At 69.1% G+C, this 17,800-nt stretch carries 20 protein-coding genes; 8 read left to right on the forward strand and 12 right to left on the reverse strand.

Features of this window, described 5'->3' with window-relative positions:
* Positions 1-132: 132 nt before the first annotated feature.
* Positions 133-624 carry a protein-export chaperone SecB gene (gene secB, locus VKQ35_RS04600; RefSeq protein ID WP_324359000.1) on the reverse strand — a complete coding sequence of 164 codons (492 nt, stop codon included), beginning with the start codon at positions 622-624 and terminating at the stop codon, positions 133-135.
* 185 nt (positions 625-809) lie between these two features.
* Here secB and timA point away from each other — a divergent pair, with 185 nt between their 5' ends.
* The 3 genes from timA to VKQ35_RS04615 are packed head-to-tail and all read left to right on the forward strand — an operon-like array spanning position 810 to position 3,071.
* Positions 810-1,427 carry a TIM44-related membrane protein TimA gene (gene timA, locus VKQ35_RS04605; protein WP_324359102.1) on the forward strand — a complete coding sequence of 206 codons (618 nt, stop codon included), beginning with the start codon at positions 810-812 and terminating at the stop codon, positions 1,425-1,427.
* A 7-nt stretch (positions 1,428-1,434) separates the two neighbouring features.
* On the forward strand, positions 1,435-2,568 hold the full coding sequence (locus VKQ35_RS04610; RefSeq protein ID WP_324359002.1) for an MltA domain-containing protein: 1,134 nt from the start codon (positions 1,435-1,437) through the stop codon (positions 2,566-2,568).
* Complete coding sequence (locus tag VKQ35_RS04615) at positions 2,565-3,071, forward strand: Smr/MutS family protein (RefSeq protein WP_324359004.1); 507 nt, start codon at positions 2,565-2,567, stop codon at positions 3,069-3,071. Before VKQ35_RS04610 ends, VKQ35_RS04615 begins: the two co-directional genes overlap by 4 nt.
* On the opposite strand, the gene VKQ35_RS04620 is transcribed toward VKQ35_RS04615, so the two are convergent.
* The 7 genes from VKQ35_RS04620 to nth all read right to left on the reverse strand — a co-directional run bounded on the left by VKQ35_RS04620 (position 3,068) and on the right by nth (position 7,873).
* A complete protein-coding gene (locus tag VKQ35_RS04620) occupies positions 3,068-3,391 on the reverse strand; it encodes a phosphoribosyl-ATP diphosphatase (protein WP_324359006.1) in 324 nt (107 codons plus the stop codon). The two genes, VKQ35_RS04615 and VKQ35_RS04620, sit on opposite strands and share 4 nt — an antisense overlap.
* Positions 3,388-4,158, reverse strand: coding sequence for an imidazole glycerol phosphate synthase subunit HisF (hisF, locus tag VKQ35_RS04625; protein ID WP_324359008.1), 771 nt, complete (start codon positions 4,156-4,158; stop codon positions 3,388-3,390). Before hisF ends, VKQ35_RS04620 begins: the two co-directional genes overlap by 4 nt.
* Entirely contained in the window at positions 4,158-4,880 is a 723-nt protein-coding gene (hisA, locus tag VKQ35_RS04630; RefSeq protein ID WP_324359010.1) for a 1-(5-phosphoribosyl)-5-[(5-phosphoribosylamino)methylideneamino]imidazole-4-carboxamide isomerase, read from the reverse strand. Before hisA ends, hisF begins: the two co-directional genes overlap by 1 nt.
* The gene (gene hisH / locus VKQ35_RS04635; protein ID WP_324359012.1) at positions 4,877-5,515 is read right to left on the reverse strand and encodes an imidazole glycerol phosphate synthase subunit HisH; all 639 of its coding nucleotides are present in this window, start codon (positions 5,513-5,515) and stop codon (positions 4,877-4,879) included. The genes hisA and hisH overlap by 4 nt, the downstream gene beginning before the upstream one ends.
* 9 nt (positions 5,516-5,524) lie before the next feature.
* Positions 5,525-6,115 (reverse strand): imidazoleglycerol-phosphate dehydratase HisB, encoded by a 591-nt coding sequence (gene hisB / locus VKQ35_RS04640; protein ID WP_324359014.1) that lies wholly within the window; start codon positions 6,113-6,115, stop codon positions 5,525-5,527.
* Positions 6,116-7,105 (reverse strand): adenosine kinase, encoded by a 990-nt coding sequence (locus tag VKQ35_RS04645; RefSeq protein ID WP_324359016.1) that lies wholly within the window; start codon positions 7,103-7,105, stop codon positions 6,116-6,118.
* Between the two features lie 72 nt (positions 7,106-7,177).
* Positions 7,178-7,873: an endonuclease III gene (nth, locus tag VKQ35_RS04650; protein ID WP_324359017.1), complete on the reverse strand. Its 696-nt coding sequence runs from the start codon at positions 7,871-7,873 to the stop codon at positions 7,178-7,180.
* 82 nt (positions 7,874-7,955) lie between these two features.
* On the opposite strand from nth, the gene VKQ35_RS04655 reads away from it, so the two are divergent.
* Entirely contained in the window at positions 7,956-8,429 is a 474-nt protein-coding gene (locus VKQ35_RS04655) for a DUF2244 domain-containing protein (protein ID WP_324359019.1), read from the forward strand.
* Here the strand turns inward: VKQ35_RS04655 and VKQ35_RS04660 are convergent.
* Positions 8,426-9,286 carry a DUF4440 domain-containing protein gene (locus VKQ35_RS04660; protein ID WP_324359021.1) on the reverse strand — a complete coding sequence of 287 codons (861 nt, stop codon included), beginning with the start codon at positions 9,284-9,286 and terminating at the stop codon, positions 8,426-8,428. The genes VKQ35_RS04655 and VKQ35_RS04660 overlap by 4 nt on opposite strands.
* 133 nt (positions 9,287-9,419) lie before the next feature.
* Between VKQ35_RS04660 and VKQ35_RS04665 the strand changes: the two genes are divergently transcribed.
* Positions 9,420-10,160 (forward strand): molybdopterin-synthase adenylyltransferase MoeB, encoded by a 741-nt coding sequence (locus VKQ35_RS04665; RefSeq protein WP_324359104.1) that lies wholly within the window; start codon positions 9,420-9,422, stop codon positions 10,158-10,160.
* On the opposite strand, the gene VKQ35_RS04670 is transcribed toward VKQ35_RS04665, so the two are convergent.
* Positions 10,157-12,121 carry a S9 family peptidase gene (locus VKQ35_RS04670; RefSeq protein ID WP_324359023.1) on the reverse strand — a complete coding sequence of 655 codons (1,965 nt, stop codon included), beginning with the start codon at positions 12,119-12,121 and terminating at the stop codon, positions 10,157-10,159. The two genes, VKQ35_RS04665 and VKQ35_RS04670, sit on opposite strands and share 4 nt — an antisense overlap.
* Positions 12,122-12,270: 149 nt before the next feature.
* The gene (locus VKQ35_RS04675) at positions 12,271-13,257 is read right to left on the reverse strand and encodes a D-glycerate dehydrogenase (protein WP_324359025.1); all 987 of its coding nucleotides are present in this window, start codon (positions 13,255-13,257) and stop codon (positions 12,271-12,273) included.
* Between the two features lie 141 nt (positions 13,258-13,398).
* On the opposite strand from VKQ35_RS04675, the gene VKQ35_RS04680 reads away from it, so the two are divergent.
* From VKQ35_RS04680 to fabB, 3 genes are all read left to right on the forward strand, one after another.
* On the forward strand, positions 13,399-13,932 hold the full coding sequence (locus VKQ35_RS04680; protein ID WP_324359027.1) for an SH3 domain-containing protein: 534 nt from the start codon (positions 13,399-13,401) through the stop codon (positions 13,930-13,932).
* A 76-nt stretch (positions 13,933-14,008) separates the two neighbouring features.
* On the forward strand, positions 14,009-14,524 hold the full coding sequence (gene fabA, locus VKQ35_RS04685; RefSeq protein ID WP_324359030.1) for a 3-hydroxyacyl-[acyl-carrier-protein] dehydratase FabA: 516 nt from the start codon (positions 14,009-14,011) through the stop codon (positions 14,522-14,524).
* 26 nt (positions 14,525-14,550) lie between these two features.
* Entirely contained in the window at positions 14,551-15,762 is a 1,212-nt protein-coding gene (gene fabB, locus VKQ35_RS04690) for a beta-ketoacyl-ACP synthase I (protein ID WP_324359032.1), read from the forward strand.
* Positions 15,763-15,936: 174 nt separating this feature from the next.
* On the opposite strand, the gene VKQ35_RS04695 is transcribed toward fabB, so the two are convergent.
* Positions 15,937-17,715 carry a chloride channel protein gene (locus VKQ35_RS04695; protein ID WP_324359034.1) on the reverse strand — a complete coding sequence of 593 codons (1,779 nt, stop codon included), beginning with the start codon at positions 17,713-17,715 and terminating at the stop codon, positions 15,937-15,939.
* Positions 17,716-17,800: the final 85 nt, after the last annotated feature.

Below are 17,800 nucleotides of genomic sequence, written 5' to 3' on the forward strand. Positions count from 1 at the left end.
TCCGTGTCTTTCCGTGGTTCCAAATCGGCGTTGCCGCTGCGCGGCGTCGGAGAGGCTGGCGCGACCCCACCTCCGACCTGCTTCGCAGGCCACCTCCTCCCACAAGGGGAGGAGGGTGGGGAACGCCGCCTCCTAGGCGTGCCCGATCTGCTCGGCTTCCTGCGCCTTGCGCGCGGTGTAGACGCCGGCGAAGTCGATGGGATCGAGCATGAAGGGCGGGTAGCCGCCGTCCGAGGTCACGTCGGCGATGATCTTGCGCGCGAAGGGGAACAGATAGCGCGGGCACTCGATCAGGAGCACCGGCTCCAGGTCCTCGGCCGCGACGCCGGCGATCTGGAAGACGCCGCCGTAGAGCAGCTCGACCACGAAGATCGCGCCCTCCTCGCGGTTGGCCTTGGCCGACAGCTTCAGGTCGACTTCGAAAAAGCCGTCCTCGCGGCTGCGGGCGTTCATCTCGACGCCCAGGTCGATCTGCGGCTGGGCCGCGCCGCCACGCAGGGATTCCGGCGCATGCGGGTTCTCGAAAGAGAGGTCGCGGATGAACTGGGCGAGGATGCGAATGCCGCCGCCTTCTTGCGGAGCGGTGGTCTCGGGCGCGCCGGCGCCAGCGTCGGTATCGGTCATAGTTCGGCTTGAATCCGTGGTGAGACTGCGAAGGGTACGCGTCTTGTCGGGCGGCGGGCTAACATGGCGCCCCCCTCGATGCAACGCCGCCCCTGACGCGGGCGTTGCTTCGGTCTATATGGGGATTGCGCCTATATTGGCCGCCGCGGCGCGTCCGCCGAACCTTGGAAGGCCCATCGTTGCCCGTGCTTGAGCTGATCATCCTCGCAGGCCTCGCCGCCATCGTCCTCTACCAGCTCTATGCGGTGCTGGGCCGACGCGTGGGCCGCCAGCCGGAAGACAGCCCGGCCGTGCCGGCCACCGCCACGCCGATCGAACGCGCCAGCGAGACCGGTCAGCAGGCGGAAGCCGCCGAAGGCGTCGCGCTGAGCGGGCTCGCCGCCGTCAAGGCCACCGACCCCAGCTTCGACGTCAGCCGCTTCCTCGGCGGCGCGAAGGGCGCCTACGAGATGATCGTCAAGGCCTTCGCCGCCGGCGACCGCACCCAGCTGCGCAGCCTGCTCGCCCCGCCGGTGATGGCCGGGTTCGACACCGCCATCGCCGCCCGCGAGGCCGAAAACCGCACCGAGACCGTGGAATTCAACCATCCGCCCCGCGCCGACCTGGAAAAGGCCGAGGTGGTGGGCTCCGATCTCGCCCGCGTGACCGTGCGCTTCCTGGCCGAGTTCCGCAGCCGCACCAAGGGCCCGGAAGGCGAGGGCGTCGAGGACCGGCGCACCGCCGAGCTCTGGACCTTCGAGCGCCACCTCAAGAGCCGCGATCCGAACTGGCTGCTGATCCACGTCGACGCCGCGGAGGCTTAGAGGCCGGATGCGAGGGGGCGTTCTTGGCGCGAGCCTCGCCGCGCTCATCGTCACCGCCTGCGCCTCGACACCGCCACTGGGCCCAGCCCCGGTCCGTGAACCCCGTACCGAACAGCGGACGGCGTCTCGTCCGCCGGCCTATCGTCCACCGCCCACGCCTCGCTCCGCCGAACCCGAGGTTCCCACCGACCGCGTCCTGCCGCTCACCGGGCTTCGCGGCTGGGAGGGCGAGGACCATGCCGCGGCGCTCGCCGCCTTCCGCGATGCGTGCGGCGCGGCGCGCGATCCGGCGCTGGCGCAGATCTGCCGCGACGCCCGCGCCATCGGCCCGCTCGACCGCGACCAGTCGAAGCGCTTCTTCGAAGCCCACTTCCGCGCCGAGCAGACCCATGGCGAGGGCGTGCTGACCGCCTACTTCGCCCCGGAATATCCCGCCCGCCATAAGGCCGACGACGAGTTCACCGCCCCGGTGCGCGCCAGGCCCGCCGATCTGGGCGACACCAGCCAGACGCCCTATCTCGACCGCACGGCGATCGAGGCGCTGCCGGCCGGCAAGCCGCTCGCCTGGATGCGGCCGGAGGACCTGTTCTTCCTGCAGATCCAGGGCTCGGGCGTGCTGACCTTCGATGACGGCCGCCGCATGAAGGCGCTCTACGCCGGCAACAACGGCCGCCCCTTCGTCGGCGTCGCCAATCCCATGCGCGACAAGGGGCTGCTGCCCGCCGACGGGATTTCCGCCGAGGCGATCCGCGCCTGGCTCGCCGCCCATCGCGGCCCGGACGCCGACGCCATCATGCGGCTCAATCCGCGATACGCCTTCTTCAGCCTCGGCCTCGACGACGGCAAGCCCCCGGTCGGCTCGGCCAACGTTCCCCTGCCCGGCGGCCGGTCGCTGGCCATCGATCCGGGCTTCCACCAGATGGGCGAGCTCTACTGGGTCGACGCCTCGTCGCCGATCCTGGCCGGCGCCTTCCCGGCCTATCGGCGCCTGGCGCTGGCGCTCGACACCGGCGGCGCGATCAAGGGCGACGTGCGCGCCGACCTGTTCATGGGCCAGGGCCAGGCCGCGGGCGCCGAGGCCGGGCGGGTGCGCCATACGCTCAAACTCTACCGCCTGGTGCCCAAGGACGCCGCGCCATGAAGCGGCCCCTGAAACCCGAGGAGCGGCACATCTGGGGCATGGTCTCCTCGACCGTCCACCCGCTGCCCGGGCGCGGCACGCCAACCGCCAGCCAGGAAGCCGCCAAGCACGAAACCGCCGCGCGCATCGCCCCGCCCAAGCCCTCTGAACTCAAGGCCAGGCTGCGGGAACAGCTCGACGCCATCGAGCCCAACCGCCGCCACCGCATCGCCCGCGAGCGCGAGGACATCGGCGCCCGCCTCGACCTGCACGGGATGGATCAGGTCCGCGCCCGCGCGGTGCTGGAAGGCTTCCTCGCCAACGCCTTCCACGAAGGCTGGCGCGCGGTGCTGGTGATCACCGGCAAGGGCGTGCAGGGCGACGGAATCCTGAAGCGCCGGGCGCCCGAATGGCTCGCCGCTCCGCATCTCGCCCACATCGTCGCCGGCATCTCCGACGCCGCCCGTCACCATGGCGGCGAAGGCGCGCTCTATGTGGCGCTGAAGCGCAAGGCGCGGAGTTAGGGCTTCCGCGAGGCCTTCTCGGCCAGGCCCGAGGTCCCCTCGCGGGCCGCGAGCTTGGCTGCCACCTCGTCCAGCGACACCCCGGCCGCGGCCAGCACCACCAGCCAGTGGTAGATCAGGTCGGCGCTCTCGGCGGCCAGCGCATCCTTGTCGCCCTGCGTCGCGGCGATCACCGCCTCGACCGCCTCCTCGCCGAGCTTCTTGGCCGCAAGCGAAGGGTCTGTCAGCAGCTTGGCAGTATAGGACGTCGACCGGTCTCCACCCCTACGGCTTTCGATGGTCGAAACCAGGCGCTCCAGGACCTCGGCAAAACGGCTCATGCGGCCTCCGTCAGGCGGACCGGAATGCGGGCGTCGGCCAAGGCGCGCTTGACCTCGCCAATCGACACCTCGCCGAAGTGAAAGATCGAGGCCGCCAGCACCGCGTCCGCGCCGCCCTGGGTGACGGCGTCGACCATGTGCTGCGCCTTGCCGGCGCCGCCGGACGCGATCACCGGCACGGAGACTGCCGAGCTGACCGCCTTCAACAGCTCCAGGTCATAGCCCGTCTTGGCGCCGTCGCGGTCCATGGAGGTCAGCAGGATCTCGCCCGCGCCGCGCTGCACGGCGTCGACGGCGTAGTCGACCACGTTCAGGCCGGTGTCGGTGCGCCCGCCGTAGGTGAACACCCGCCACTGGCCATCCGGCGCCCGCTTGGCGTCGATGGCCACCACGGTCGCCTGGCTGCCCAAGGCGTCGGCGCAGGCGGCGATCAGGTCGCGGTTCTCGACGGCGGCGGTGTTGATCGAGATCTTGTCGGCCCCGGCCAGCAGCAGGCGGCGCGCGTCCTCGACCTTGCGGATGCCGCCGCCCACCGACAGCGGCATGAAACAGACGTCGGCCGTGCGGGCCACGACGTCGAGGATGGTGCCGCGGTTCTCGTGGCTGGCGGTGATGTCGAGGAACATCAGCTCATCGGCGCCGGCGGCGTCGTAGGCGCGGGCCTGCTCCACGGGATCGCCCGCATCGCGCAGGCTGACGAACTGCACGCCCTTCACCACCCGGCCGTCCTTGACGTCCAGGCACGGGATGACGCGCACCCTCAACATCAGGCGGCGGCCTTCAGGGCCGCGCCGGGCACGATGTCGCCATTGTAGAGGGCGCGGCCCAGCACGGCGCCGGCGATCTTGGTCCCCTTGCGGGCCTTCAGCCGCACGATGTCGTCGACGGTGGCGAGGCCGCCCGCGGCGATCACCGGGATCGCCACCGCGTCGGCGATGGCCCCGAAGGCCTCGACGTTGAAGCCCATGGTCGTGCCGTCGCGGTCGATGTCGGTGATGATCAGCGCGCTGACGCCGGCGTCCTCGAACCGCTTGGCCACGGTGATCGCCTCCAGGTCGCTGTCCTCGGTCCAGCCCTGCACGGCGACCTTGCCCTTGCGCACGTCGACGCTGACCGCGATCTGCTCGGGCCAGGCCTTGGCGGCCTCCAGTACGATCTTCGGGTCGCGCACGGCCACCGTGCCCAGGATCACCCGCGAAACGCCGGCCTCGATCCAGCCTTCGATGTCGGCCAGGGTCCGGATGCCGCCGCCCAGCTGCACCGGCACCGAGACGGCGTTGAGGATCTCCTCGACGGCGGCCTGGTTCACCGCCGCGCCGGCGACCGCGCCGTTCAGGTCGACCACATGGATCCAGTGGAAGCCGCCGTCGGCCCAGGCGCGGGCCTGGGCGCCAGGCGAGGTGTTGAACACCGTCGCGGTGGAGAGGTCCCCGTGGACCACCCTCACGCACTGGCCGTCCTTCAGATCGATGGCGGGATAGAGGATCAAGGTCGCCACTCCAGGAAGCGCGCGAGGAGGTCGAGGCCCACGGCCTGCGATTTCTCCGGGTGGAACTGTACGCCGGCCACATTGCCCCGCGCCACGGCCGCGGGGAACCGCTCGCCGTGCTCCACATAGGCCGCCACGTCGCCTTCGTCCTTGGGGAAAAAGGCGAAGGAGTGGGTGAAATAGATCGGCTGCCCGTTTCTCAGGCCCCCGAACACCGGATGGTCGGCCACGTCGGTGAGGCTGTTCCAGCCCATGTGCGGGATTTTGATGGCCGGGTCGCCGCCGTCGCTCAGCTTGCGCACATCGCCGGCGATCCAGTCGAGCCCCGGCGTCTCGCCGAACTCCAGGCCGCGCGAGGCGAGCAGCTGCATGCCGACGCAGATGCCCAGGAACGGCGCGCCCTTGCCCAGCACCGCCTCGGTCAGCGCCTCCGACACGCCGGGCCGGGCCTCGAAGGCGGCCATGCAGGCGGCAAAGGCGCCGACGCCCGGCAGCACGATGCGGTCGGCGTTGGCGATGACGTCGGGGTCGTCGGTGACCACGATCTCGCTCTTCCCGTCCGCGGCGCGGATCAGGGCCTTTTCGGCCGAGCGAAGGTTGCCCGACCCGTAATTGATCAGGGCGACGCTCTGCATGGGAAAACCCTAGAGCACGCCCTTGGTGGACGGGGCATGGCCGCCCGTCTTGGGGTCGAGCTCGACCGCGTGGCGCAGCGCCCGCGCCAGGGCCTTGAATCCGCTCTCGGCGATGTGGTGCGAGTTCACCCCGTAGAGCGTCTCCAGGTGCACGCAGGCGCCGCAGTTCATGGCGAAGGCGTGGTGGAACTCCTTGAAGAGCTCGGTGTCCATGTCGCCGACCTTCGGCGTCTTGTAGGCCACGTTGTGGATCAGGTAGGGCCGGTTGGAGAGATCGATGGCGCAGCGCGTCAGGGTCTCGTCCATCGGGATATAGGCGTGGCCGAAGCGGCGCACGCCCTTGAAGCCGTCCAGCGCCTGGTTGAACGCCTGGCCGAGCACGATGCCGGTGTCCTCCACCGTGTGGTGCATGTCGATGTGCAGGTCGCCCTTGGTCTCGATCGTCGCGTCGAACCCGCCGTGGCGGATGAAGCTCTCCAGCATGTGGTCGTAGAAGCCGATGCCGGTGGAGACCTTGGATTCACCCGTCCCGTCCAGATCGAGCACGATCCGGATCTGGGTCTCCTTGGTGTTGCGGACAACCTCCGCCTTGCGGCTCATCTAAAGTCCCTTTTCCCCGGCCAGGGCCTGCAGCGACACCTGCGGGCGCGGCCCATAGTGCGAGATCACCTCCGACGCCGCCAGCGATCCCAGCCGCGCGCAATCCGGCAGCGGCCGGCCGCGGGCGAGGCCGAACATGAACCCGGCTGCGTATTGGTCGCCGGCGCCGGTGGTGTCCACGACTTTCTCCACCGGATAGGCCGGGACGGCATAGGTCTCGGCGTTGGTGGCGATGACCGAGCCCTGCTCGCCGCGGGTCACCGCCGCCAGCTTGGCGCGCAGGGTGATCTCGCCCATGGCGGCTTCGAAGCTGTCGGTCTCGAACAGCGAGCAGATCTCCACCTCGTTGGCGAACACCAGGTCGACCTGGCTTTCGATGAAGGCCAAGAGGCCCGCGCGGTGGCGGTCGACCACGAAGCCGTCCGACAGCGTGATCGCCAGCATCCGGCCAGAGCCGCGCGCCAGGGCCGCGGCCTTGGCGAAGGCCTTCCGCGCCGGTTCGGCGTCGAACAGGTAGCCTTCCAGGTAGACGATTCTGGCGCCCTCGATGACGGCGGGCGTCACATCGGCGTCGGTGAATTCCACCGAGGCGCCGAGGAAGGTGCACATGGTGCGCTGGCCGTCCGGCGTGACGTTGATCATCGAGACCGCCGTCGCCGGGCCGCCGACCAGCGGGATCGGCTCAAAATGGGCGCCGATGGCGCGCATCTCCTTGGTGAAGGTCGCGCCCAGCCGGTCCTCGGCCACCTTGCCCAGATAGGCCGCCTTGCCGCCGAAGGAGGCGACGCCTGCGATGGTGTTGCCGGCCGAGCCGCCGGAGGCTTCCACGCCCTTGGCCATCTTGCCGTAGAGCGCCGCCGAGCGCTCGGCGTCGACCAGCATCATCGCGCCCTTGTCGAGGCCGTTGGCGATCAGGAAGGCGTCGTCGGCCGGGGCGATCACGTCGACGATGGCGTTGCCGATCGCGGCGACGTCGTAGAGGTCTGGCATTGCTGGGCTTTCAGGCGGCGACGGTGAGGCCCAGTTGGGCGAAGGGGGCTTAGCGAAATACCAGCGTCTTCGCTAGCGCCCGATGAACAGATGGCGGCTGGGGCAAAGGTCCGCCACCACGCACTCTTCGCACTTCGGCCGTCGCGCGACGCAGACATAGCGCCCGTGCAGGATCAGCCAGTGGTGGGCGCGGGTCTTCAAGGGGTCGGGGACGATGGCCATCAGTTCGGCCTCGACCTGGTCCGGGGTCTTGCCGCTCGCCAGGCCCAGGCGATGGGAAACCCGGAAGACGTGGGTGTCGACGGCGATGGCGGGCTCGATGCGCAGTTCGTTCAGCACCACCGAGGCGGTCTTGCGCCCGACGCCGGGCAGGGCCTGCAGCTTCTCGCGGTCCAGCGGCACCTCGCCGCCGTACTGCTCCACCAGGATGCGGGCGGCGGCGATGACGTTCTTGGCCTTCATGTTGTAGAGGCCGATGGACGAGATGAACGGCTTCAGCCCGGCCTCGCCCAGCGCCAGCATCTTCTGCGGTGTGTCGGCGACCTTGAAGAGCTTCGCCGTCGCCTTGTTCACCGAGACGTCGGTCGCCTGGGCGGAGAGCGCGACGGCGGTCACCAGCTCATAGGGGCTGGCGTAGTCGAGCTCGGTGCGCGGGTCGCTCTCCTGATCCTCGAAGCGTCGGAAGATCTCGGCGATCCGCGCCTGTTCGGCGGGCGCGAGGCGCTTCTTGCGGGGGCTGGGTTTCTTGCGGACGGGAGGCTTGGCCATGCGGTGCGCAAGATGGCGGTCGAGGCCCCTTCCGCCAAGGCGGTTTCATCGAAGCGCTTTCTGGGCCTATGGTTCAGCCCGCATGCTCGGCCAGACCTACATGGACGCGGTGATCACCCCGCACCGCTCGCTGTCCGAGCGCGGGTTCATCATCCTGATCACCGTGGTGACGCTCGCCAACTGCTGCTCGGCGGCGGTGTTCGTGCACATGGGCGCGATCTATGTGCCGTTCTTCCTCGGCATCGACGTCGCCGCGATCCTGGTGGCCTTCATCGTCAGCTACCGGGCCGCGCGCCGCATCGAGCGGGTGACCATCACCGCGCGCGAGGTCGTGGTGACCCACGAGGCGCCCAACTGGACGCGCACCGTCTGGGAAAGCCCGACCGCCTTCACCCGCGTCGCGGTGGTGCGCGAGGAGGACCGCACGGTCGGCCTGCGCCTGGCGCTCTCCGGCAAGGAGGTGTCGGTCGCCCAGGCGCTCTCGCCGCGCGAACGGGGCGAGTTCGCCAAGGCGCTGGAAAAGGCGATCTGGGAAGCCCGGCGCGAGCGGGGCTAGCCCGGTTTCTCCACCGCGACGATCTGATCGAAGACCAGCGCCCATTTGCCGGCCCGGCGCTGCCAGATGCGCACATAGTGGCCGCGGCCGCCCTCCCAGCGCGCGTCGCCGTAGGTCCAGGCGAGGTCGCCGGCTTTGGACGCGCTGCCGCCGAGCGGGCCAAAGGCGATGGTCCTGGCGCGGGTGGCGAGTTCCCGGTCCACGGCGTCTGGGCTCGCGGCCGGCGCGGCGGGCGAGCCCTGAACGCGGGCGTCCTTGGCCAGCACGGTCCTGTAGGCGGCGGCCGTCCCGGTCTTGGCTTGCGCGGCGAGCGCGATCTCCGCGGCGCGCACCTGGTTCATGGCGACGTCGGGCGCTAGCGGCTTGGCGTCCCCCGGCGGCAGGGCGAGCGGCGTGACCTCTGGACCGGGCGCTGAAGCGCCATCGGCATCGACGCCGCCGTCGAAGACCCATTTCCAGCCGCCGTCCTTCTGGCGGCTCCAGACGGTGAAATAGAAGATCCCGGGCTTGCCGCCGTTGACGGTCGCCGGTCCCGTGGTGAAGGCGAGGTCGCCGGAGCGCGAAACGCCGGCGAAGACCGGCCACCAGTTGAGCAGTGTCCCACCGTCCTTCGGCAGTTTCGGCGGCGGACGCACGCTGTAGACCGCCTTGGCCAGCAGGGGGTCGGGCGAGAAGACGATGGCGTCGTCGGTCATGTATTCCAGGAAGCTCGGCGCGACGCCGACGACGCCGGCGCGGGCGGCGAAGGCCCGCTCCGCGGCGATCACCGGGGCCGGATCGGCGCGGTTCGCGGGCGCGGCCTGAACCGGGATGGCGAACAGGCTAAGGGCGGCGAACGCCCAGATCATCTTCGGCACGGCTTTACCCCGACGGCATCTCGGCTGCCTATGGCCTAACCCAGCCAGGCCGTCGCGATCCAGCCCCCTGCGATCCAGAGCGACGAACAGCCGCCCCCTTGCGACGAGGCCGCTTAAGGCCAAGATGCCGGCCATGCTGTTCAACGACACGGAAATCGAGCGCTACGCCCGCCATCTGGTGCTGCGCGAGGTCGGCGGTCCGGGGCAGCAGAAGCTCAAAGCCGCCAGCGCGCTGATCGTCGGCGCCGGCGGCCTGGGCTCGCCCGCCGCGCTCTACCTGGCGGCGGCCGGCGTCGGAACCCTGATCCTCGTCGACCCGGACAGCGTCGAGCTCTCCAACCTGCAGCGCCAGGTGCTCTACACCGAGGACGACCTCGGCCGGCCCAAGGCCGAGGCGGGCGCCGACCGGCTGGCGGCGCTCAATCCGCACATCTTCGTGGCCGGCTATAGCGGCACCTTCGACGCTTCGACCGCTGACGAACTGTGCGAGGGCGTCGACCTCGTCCTCGACGGCACCGACGACTTCGCCGTCCGCTATGAGGTCAACGCCGCCTGCGTGCGGCACGGCAAGCCACTCGTCTCCGGCGCCATCGGCCGCTGGACGGGCCAGGTCGGCGTGTTCGGGTCCAAGCCCTGCTACCGCTGCCTGGTGCCCGAGATACCGCCCGACGCCGAGACCTGCGTGGCGGTCGGCGTGGTCGGCGCGCTGGCCGGCGTGGTGGGCTCGATGATGGCGGTCGAGGCCGTCAAGCTGCTCGTCGGCGCGGGGGAGCCGCTGGCCGGGCGGCTCTTGATCTACGACGCGCTGGCGGCGGAGACGCGGACCGTGAAGGTCGGGGCCGATCCGGAGTGTCCGGTGTGTGGCGGCGGCTAGATGTGCTGGCCGATGAAGTCGTTTGAGGTTTCGATCACCGTCTTCCAGGTCTCCTTCGCCCAGTTGCGGTGACCTTCGCCCTTGAGTTCGAGGTATTGGAAGGGCTTGCCCGCGTCCTTCAGGGCCTTCGCCATGATCTTGGATTGTTGGGGGTCGACAATGATGTCGCGCGTACCGTGGATCAGCAGGACCGGCGCGGCGATTTCTCGGGCGCGTTTTGCCGGAGAGGCCGCGGCCAGCATGGCCTGGTCGCTCTTGGGGTCGCCGATCGAGGCCAACCAATAGGCATAGGCCGGCGAGTCGTCGCCTTCCTCGCGCTTGGCGAAGGCCAGGGTCTCGACGAGATCGCAGTCGCCGGCGATGGCGACGACCGCCTTGTAGAGGCCGGGCTGACGCACCGCGCCCATCAAGGCCGCATAGCCGCCATAGCTCCCGCCGCAGATCGCGATGCGTTTCGGATCGGCCCGTCCCGACGCGATGAGTTGCGCCACGGCATCCTCGACGTCTTCCTGCATCCGGTCCCCCCAGTGGCGGCGGCCTGCGTCGGCGAAGGCCTTGCCGTAGCCGCCTGAGCCGCGGAAGTTAGGCTGCAGCACCGACCAGCCGCGCGCGGCCATGGCCTGGATGTGGGGATCGAAATCCAACTGGTCGCGCACTTCCGGGCCGCCATGCGGATAGACCACAAGAGGGGTCATCGTGCTCGGCTCGACACCCCTGGGGCGCGTCAGGTACGCGCCGATTTCGCCGCCGTCGCGGGTCTTTATCTTGATCGCCGACATCGGAGCGAGGCGATCGGAGGTCAGCGAAGGATAGCGAGCCGCCACCTGCTCCAGCCGCGCCGCCTCGCGGTGGTAGAGGTGGTACGAGCCCGGGTCGCGCGGGCCGCTCGCCTTGAAGACGAAGCGGTTGTGGCCGGTGTCGATGTTGACGATCTGGACATTGCACTCGTTGCGGAAGTAGGTGTTCACGCCTTTGAAGTGGGCCGCCAGCGCCGGCTCGGTGAATTTGTATTCCAGCCGATCGCCATAGAAGGCGGTGGCCACGAGCTTGTTGTCCTGATCCACGAAGGCGCCATCCATGTCGTGGCCCGGCTGCTCGCCCAGGGTTTCGCCAAACTGCATGCTGGCGATGTCGAAGGCGCGGATCGCCTTGGCGTCGAGGCCGTCGGCGCGGGTGGAGACCAGGAAGACACCGGCCTTGGCCGTCATGGCGACAATGTCGAAGTCCGGCAGCTTCTTCATCTCGTTGAGGCGGGACTGGCGGATCAGCTTCCATTCCGTCGCGCCGGGCGCGCGGCCGTAGACCGAGCCAACCGTGCCACGGCTATTGGAATCCATCCGCAGCACAGGCACGCCCCGCTGGGTGAGCCAGAAGTCGGTCGCGGGCACGCCCACTTCGACCAGGGTCGAAGCACCGGTGTAGACATCCACCTTGTGCAGGGCGAAGGCGTTGTGCCGCGCGTCCCAGACCTGCATCAGGATATGGCCCGGCTCATCAGTCAGGTAGTCGACGACGAGCGAGGTGTCGAAATCGGCGTTGGTGATCGCCTTGTTCTGGCCGAACAGGACGATGGCGTTCTTGCCGTCGACCCCGATCGACAGAACCCGCTTCACCGGCAGGTGGACGAAATAGTCGCCTATCCAATAGCCGTTCGGGCGGCCCTTCTCATCCTTCCAGAAAGTCAGCCAAGCCAGCAGACGCTCATCGTTGGCCCATTTGACGCCGTCGACCTGACGGTCGCCCAGCGAGACCACCGCCGGCGTGGCGCTCAGATCGTCGACCTTGGCCAGGGTCACGTAGGCGGTGCGGGTCTTGTCCTTGATGTCCTGGCGCAGGATCGCCAGCTGCCGCCCGTTCGGCGACAAGTCCACATCCAGCACGTCGGGTTCGCCCAACAGCTCGTCGACGCTAGGCGTCGCCGCCTCGGTGCTCTCGGCGTAGGCCAAGACCGGGGCCGTCAACGGCGCGCACGCGCCGGCAGCCAGCAGAATCCGGCGTGTCAGTCGCACCCTCGCCCCCAATGCTGCAACCAATGCGATTGTTGTGTCCGTGACAGCCTCAGGCGTCAACGGGCTGGCTCCGGCCGCCGCCGCTATCGGTCGCTAGGCGCTCACATCATCGACGGGATGACGCGGTCCGGCGGTTTGTGGCCGTCCATCCAGGTGCGGATGTTGATGATCACCTTTTCGCCCATGTCGATGCGGCCCTCGATGGTGGCCGAGCCGAGGTGAGGCAGCAGGACAGCGTTGTTCAGACCGAGCAGCTTGGGATTGATCTTCGGCTCGAACTCAAAGACGTCGAGGCCGGCGCCCGCGATGGCCCCAGAGCGCAACAGGTCGGCCAGCGCCGTCTCGTCGATGATCTCGCCGCGGGCGGTGTTGATCAGCAGCGCGTGCGGCTGCAGCAGCTTCAGGCGCCTGGCCGACAGCAGGTGATAGGTGGCCGGGGTGTGCGGCGAATGGACCGAGACGATGTCCATCCGGGCCAGCATCTGGTCGAGGCTTTCCCAGTAGGTGGCCTCGAGCTCGTCGGCGATGCGCGAGGAGACCGGCTTTCGGTTGTGATAGTGGATCTGCAGGCCAAAGGCGCGGGCGCGGCGGGCGACCGCCTGGCCGATCCGGCCCATGCCGATGATCCCCAGCCGCTTGCCGGTGATCCGGTGGCCCATCATCCAGGTGGGCGTCCAGCCGTGGAAATCGCCGGCCTCGGCGACGTTGGCGCCTTCGACGATGCGGCGCGCCACCGCCATGATCAGCGCCATGGTCAGGTCGGCGGTGTCCTCGGTCAGCACGCCCGGCGTGTTGGTGACGGTGATCCCGCGGGCGTTCGCGGCGGGGACGTCGATGTGGTCGACGCCAACTCCGAAGCTGGCGATCAGCTTCAGCTTCGGCCCGGCCTTTTCCAGCAGGGCCTCGTCGATCTTGTCGGTGATGGTGGGCGCGAGCACGTCGGCGCGGGAGACGGCGTCGGCCAGTTGGGCGCGGCTCATCGGCTCGTCGGTATGGTTGAGCTCGGTGTCGAACAGCTCGCGCATCCTCGTCTCCACCGGATCGGGGAGTTTGCGGGTGACGATGACTTTCGGCTTGCGGGCGGCCATGTGTGACTTGAGATTGGGGGCCGTGAAGAGGGCGCGTTTCCAAACGCCGCTTCACCGGCGCTTCCGTGTTGCTAGAACCTCTAGCAAAGGCGTCAGGTACGGCCAAGCGAGGCGCGGCAATTGGCAGGGGTGGAGCGTGGTTTGCTAAAAAACGCGGCGCTGGGTCTGACGGTCGTCGTGATGCTGGCGGCGCAGGCCGAAGCGGGGCCCAAGGCGCCGGATAAGGCCGCCGAGCGCCAGACGCCGTCAGGCATGCCGGTGCCACGCTATGTCTCGCTGAAGTTCGACAAGGTGAATGCCCGGGCCGGGCCCGGCGACGACCACAAGCTGTTGTTCGTCTACCGCGTGCGCGGCCTGCCGCTGCAGGTGATCGCCGAGACCAGCGAGTGGCGCCGGGTCTGCGATCCGGAGGGCGCGCTCGCCTGGGTGCACAAGCGGGTGACCGACGGACGACGCACCACGATCAACATGTCCACTCGACCGGTCGAGCTGTTGAAACGGCCCAAGGAAGGCTTCAAGGCGGCGGCCTATTTGAACCCCAAGGCGCTGGCCACGTTGGACCGCTGCGACAAGGGCTGGTGCAAGGTCAAGGCGGACCACGCTTCCGGCTGGGTGCGCGAAGGCGCGCTCTGGGGAACCACGGACGGCCCGCAATGCCGCCAGGGCGGGTCTTGAACGCGGGCCGGCGGTCGCCATTGAGCGGCGGGAGCGGCTCTGCTAGGGCCAACCTCAAGAAGAATCGGAACCGCAGATGAGCGACCCCAAGGCCCAGCACCAGTTCAGCTTCGATGAGCTGATGACCTGCGCGCGTGGCGAGATGTACGGCCTGGGCAACGCCCAGCTGCCGTCACCGCCGATGCTGCTGTTCGACCGCATCACCCAGATCAACGACGACGGCGGCGCCCACGGCAAGGGCTACATCGAAGCCGAGTTCGACATCAATCCCGACCTCTGGTTCTTCCACTGCCACTTCATCGGCGATCCGGTCATGCCGGGCAGTCTGGGCCTCGACGCCCTCTGGCAACTGGTCGGCTTCTACCTGGGCTGGATCGGCGGCAAGGGCCGCGGCCGGGCGCTCGGCTGCGGTGAAGCCAGGTTCGGCGGCGAGGTGACCACGGCCATAAAAAAGGTCACCTACAAGATCGACATGAAGCGCGTCATAAACCGACGTCTGGTGATGGGAATCGGCGACGGGGTTCTGGAAGCCGACGGAACCCCCATCTATACGGCGCTCGATCTCCGCGTCGGCCTCTTTCAGCGGTCCTGAGACGGCCGCGTATTCGGAAGGAAACCATGCGTCGCGTCGTCGTCACCGGGATGGGTGTCGTCTCCTCGATCGGCAATAACGCCAATGAAGTGCTGGCCTCCCTGCGCGACGCCCGCTCGGGTGTGGTGGCCGCGCCGGAATACGCCGAGCTCGGCTTCCGTTGCCAGGTGCACGCGCCGCCGCAGATCGACTGGGAGTCGATGGTCGACCGCCGCGCCGCGCGGTTCCTGGCGCAGGGCACCGCGTTTGGGCATCTGGCCATGGAGCAGGCGATCGCCGATTCCGGCCTGGACGAGGCCGAGGTCTCCAACGAGCGCACCGGCCTGATCGTCGGCTCCGGCGGCCCCTCCACCCGCGCCATCGTCGAGGCCGCCGAGATCACCCGCACCAAGGGCCCCAAGCGGGTCGGCCCGTTCGCCGTCCCCAAGGCGATGAGCTCGGGCGCGAGCGCGGTGCTGGCCACCTGGTTCAAGATCAAGGGCCTGAACTTCTCGATCAGCTCGGCCTGCGCCACCTCCGCCCACTGCATCGGGGTCGGCTACGAGCAGATCCTGATGGGCAAGCAGGACGTGGTCTTCGCCGGCGGCGTCGAGGAGCTGGACTGGACCTTGAGCGTCATGTTCGACGCGATGGGCGCCATGAGCTCCAACTTCAACGCCACCCCGGCGGTCGCCAGCCGCGCCTACGACAAGGACCGCGACGGCTTCGTGATCGCCGGCGGCGGCGCGATCGTGGTGCTGGAAGAATACGAACGCGCCAAGGCCCGCGGGGCCAAGATCTATGGCGAGATCATCGGCTATGCGGCCAATTCCGACGGCTACGACATGGTGGCCCCGTCCGGCGAGGGCGCGGTGCGCTGCATGAAGCTCGCCATGTCGACGATCGGCGGGCGGACCATCGATTACCTGAACCCGCACGGCACCTCGACGCCGGTGGGTGACTCTCGCGAGATGGAGGCGGTGCGCGGCGTCTTTGGCGGCAAGCCGCCGCTGATCTCGTCGACCAAGTCGCTGACCGGCCACAGCCTGGGCGCGGCGGGCGCGCAGGAGGCGATCTATTGCCTCTTGATGCTCAACAACGGCTTCGCGGCCAAGAGCGCCAATATCGAAAACCTCGACCCCGAATTCGCCGACCTGCCGATCCTGCTGGAGCGGTCGGACAGGCCGCTGGAAACGGTGATGTCCAACAGCTTCGGCTTCGGCGGCACGAACGGCTGCCTGGTGATGGCGCGGGTCTGAGCCATTTTTCGAGACTTCGCGTGGCGGAGGCTCGATCTTTGACACGAAGACCACCAAGGACACGAAGATCACGAAGGGACCGGTCGAGCCGCGGCGCGGCAGGGCGAGCGTCTTCGTGATCTTTGTGGTCTTCGTGTCCTTCGTGTCGAAGTCGGAAATTGCCGCTTCGCCGGTTTACTCCCGGCTTTCGCCGTAGAATTCGAGCTGCTGGCGTTCGAGTTCGCCGGCGTAGCGGCGCACCACATAGGCTTCGGCCAGCAGGCCCAGAACGTGGCGCTCGGCGTCGATGACGGCGAGTTCGTCCGTGCCGCTGGCCTCGAAGATCTTCATCACCGCCGCGACATCGGTCTCCGGCGATAGCGCCAGGTCCTTGCTGATGGCCAGGGTCGCCACCTCGGCCTGCGGGTCGACGCCCTCGGCGAAGACGTCGGAGGTGACCAGGATTCCCTGATAGCGGGCGTCGGCGTCCAGCAGGATCACCCGCGAGGTGGAGCCCAGCGGGAAACGCTGGCGGAAGGCTTCGACCCGGGTCGCCGCCGCCACGGTCTGCGGGTCGGGCCGCATCATCCGCCCGGCGGTCAGCGCGCGCATCCAGCCGATGTCGCGGGCGCTGCGGATCGTCTCGCCGCGCAGGTGCAGCCGCCAGGTGGAAAAGGAATAGCCGAACCGCTCGCGCACCACGGTCGAGGCGATCAGGGCGGCGGCCAAGGTCGCCGCGGCGACGCCGAAGTCGCTGGTGGTTTCCAGCACCAGGAAGCTCATGGTCAGCGGCCCGCCGACGATGGAGACCGCCAGCGCGCCCATGCCGACCAAGGCGGCGTTCTCCGGCGTCAGCTTCTCGGTGAGCGGCGTCAGGTCCAACAGGCCCGCATAGATCTGGCCCAGCAGCGAGCCCAGGAACAGCGAGGCGAAGAACAGGCCGCCCCGGAAGCCGAAGCCGAGCGAGACGATCGAGGCGCTGGTCTTCAGCAACAGCACGACGGCCAGGAGGGCGACCGGCATGCCGACCGCCAGGTCCAGGTGCAGCGCCCCGTGACCGGCCGAGAGCGTCTGCGGCGAGACGAGCGCCAGGCCGCCCAGTAAAAGCCCGCCGACCGCCGGGCGCATCGCCTGCGAAATCGGCGAACGGCGCACCAGCCGCTCGGCGCCGGCCACCAGCTGCATGATCGCCACGCCCGCCAGGGCGCAGATCAGGCCGAGACCCGAGTAGAGCGCATAGCCGATGGCGTCGGGCGAATGCTGCGCCTTGATCTCGATGGAATAGGGGAGGCCCCCGACCCCCTTGGCGACCATGACGCTGGTCAGGCAGGCCGCCGCCACCGGGGCGATTGCGGAGGGCGTATAGGAGCCGATGACGATCTCGAAGGCGTAGAAGGCGCCGGTGAGCGGGGCCCCAAACGCCGCGCCAATGGCGGCGCCCGCGCCCGCGCCCACCAGAATGCGCATGTCGTGGCGGCGCAGTTTCAGCCGCCCGCCGGCGTAGGAGGCCGCCGCGCCGCCGGCCTGGGCGTAGGCCGCCTCCAGCCCCACCGAGGCGCCAAAGCCGTTGGAGATGATGGTCTGGATGCAGACGATGACGCTGTCGGCGAGCCCTAAGACGCCGCCGTGCAGGGCGTTGGCCTCGACCACGTCCACCAGGCGGGTGGAACGCCGCCGGCTCACCGCCCAGGTGAAGAGCCCGAGCGCCAGGCCCCCGACCGCCAGCCAAAGCGCGCGCATGGGCGAAATGGCCGCGACCGCGCTCAAGTGGTCGTTCGGGCCGATATGGTAGAGGGCGCTCTGCATGGCATGCGCGATGCGGCTCTGGAAGACCGCCAGCAGGCCGGCCGCGGCCCCCACCGCCACCGACAGCAGGATCAGCCACAGCTCGCTGGTCCTCAGCCGCCGGCGAAGCGCGCTCAGCAGCCGCACTGGCCACCGCCTGGGCGGCGCAAGGAGGGAAACGTCGATCATCCAGGCTCCGGCGACCGGTATGAGCGCGCCTGCGCCAAAAATGAAGGGCCGGATGGCGGCTTGCCTAAGGCGAGACGGGCGGCCA

Origin of the sequence: Phenylobacterium sp. (genome assembly GCF_035309685.1) — a bacterium.
GTDB lineage: Bacteria > Pseudomonadota > Alphaproteobacteria > Caulobacterales > Caulobacteraceae > Phenylobacterium.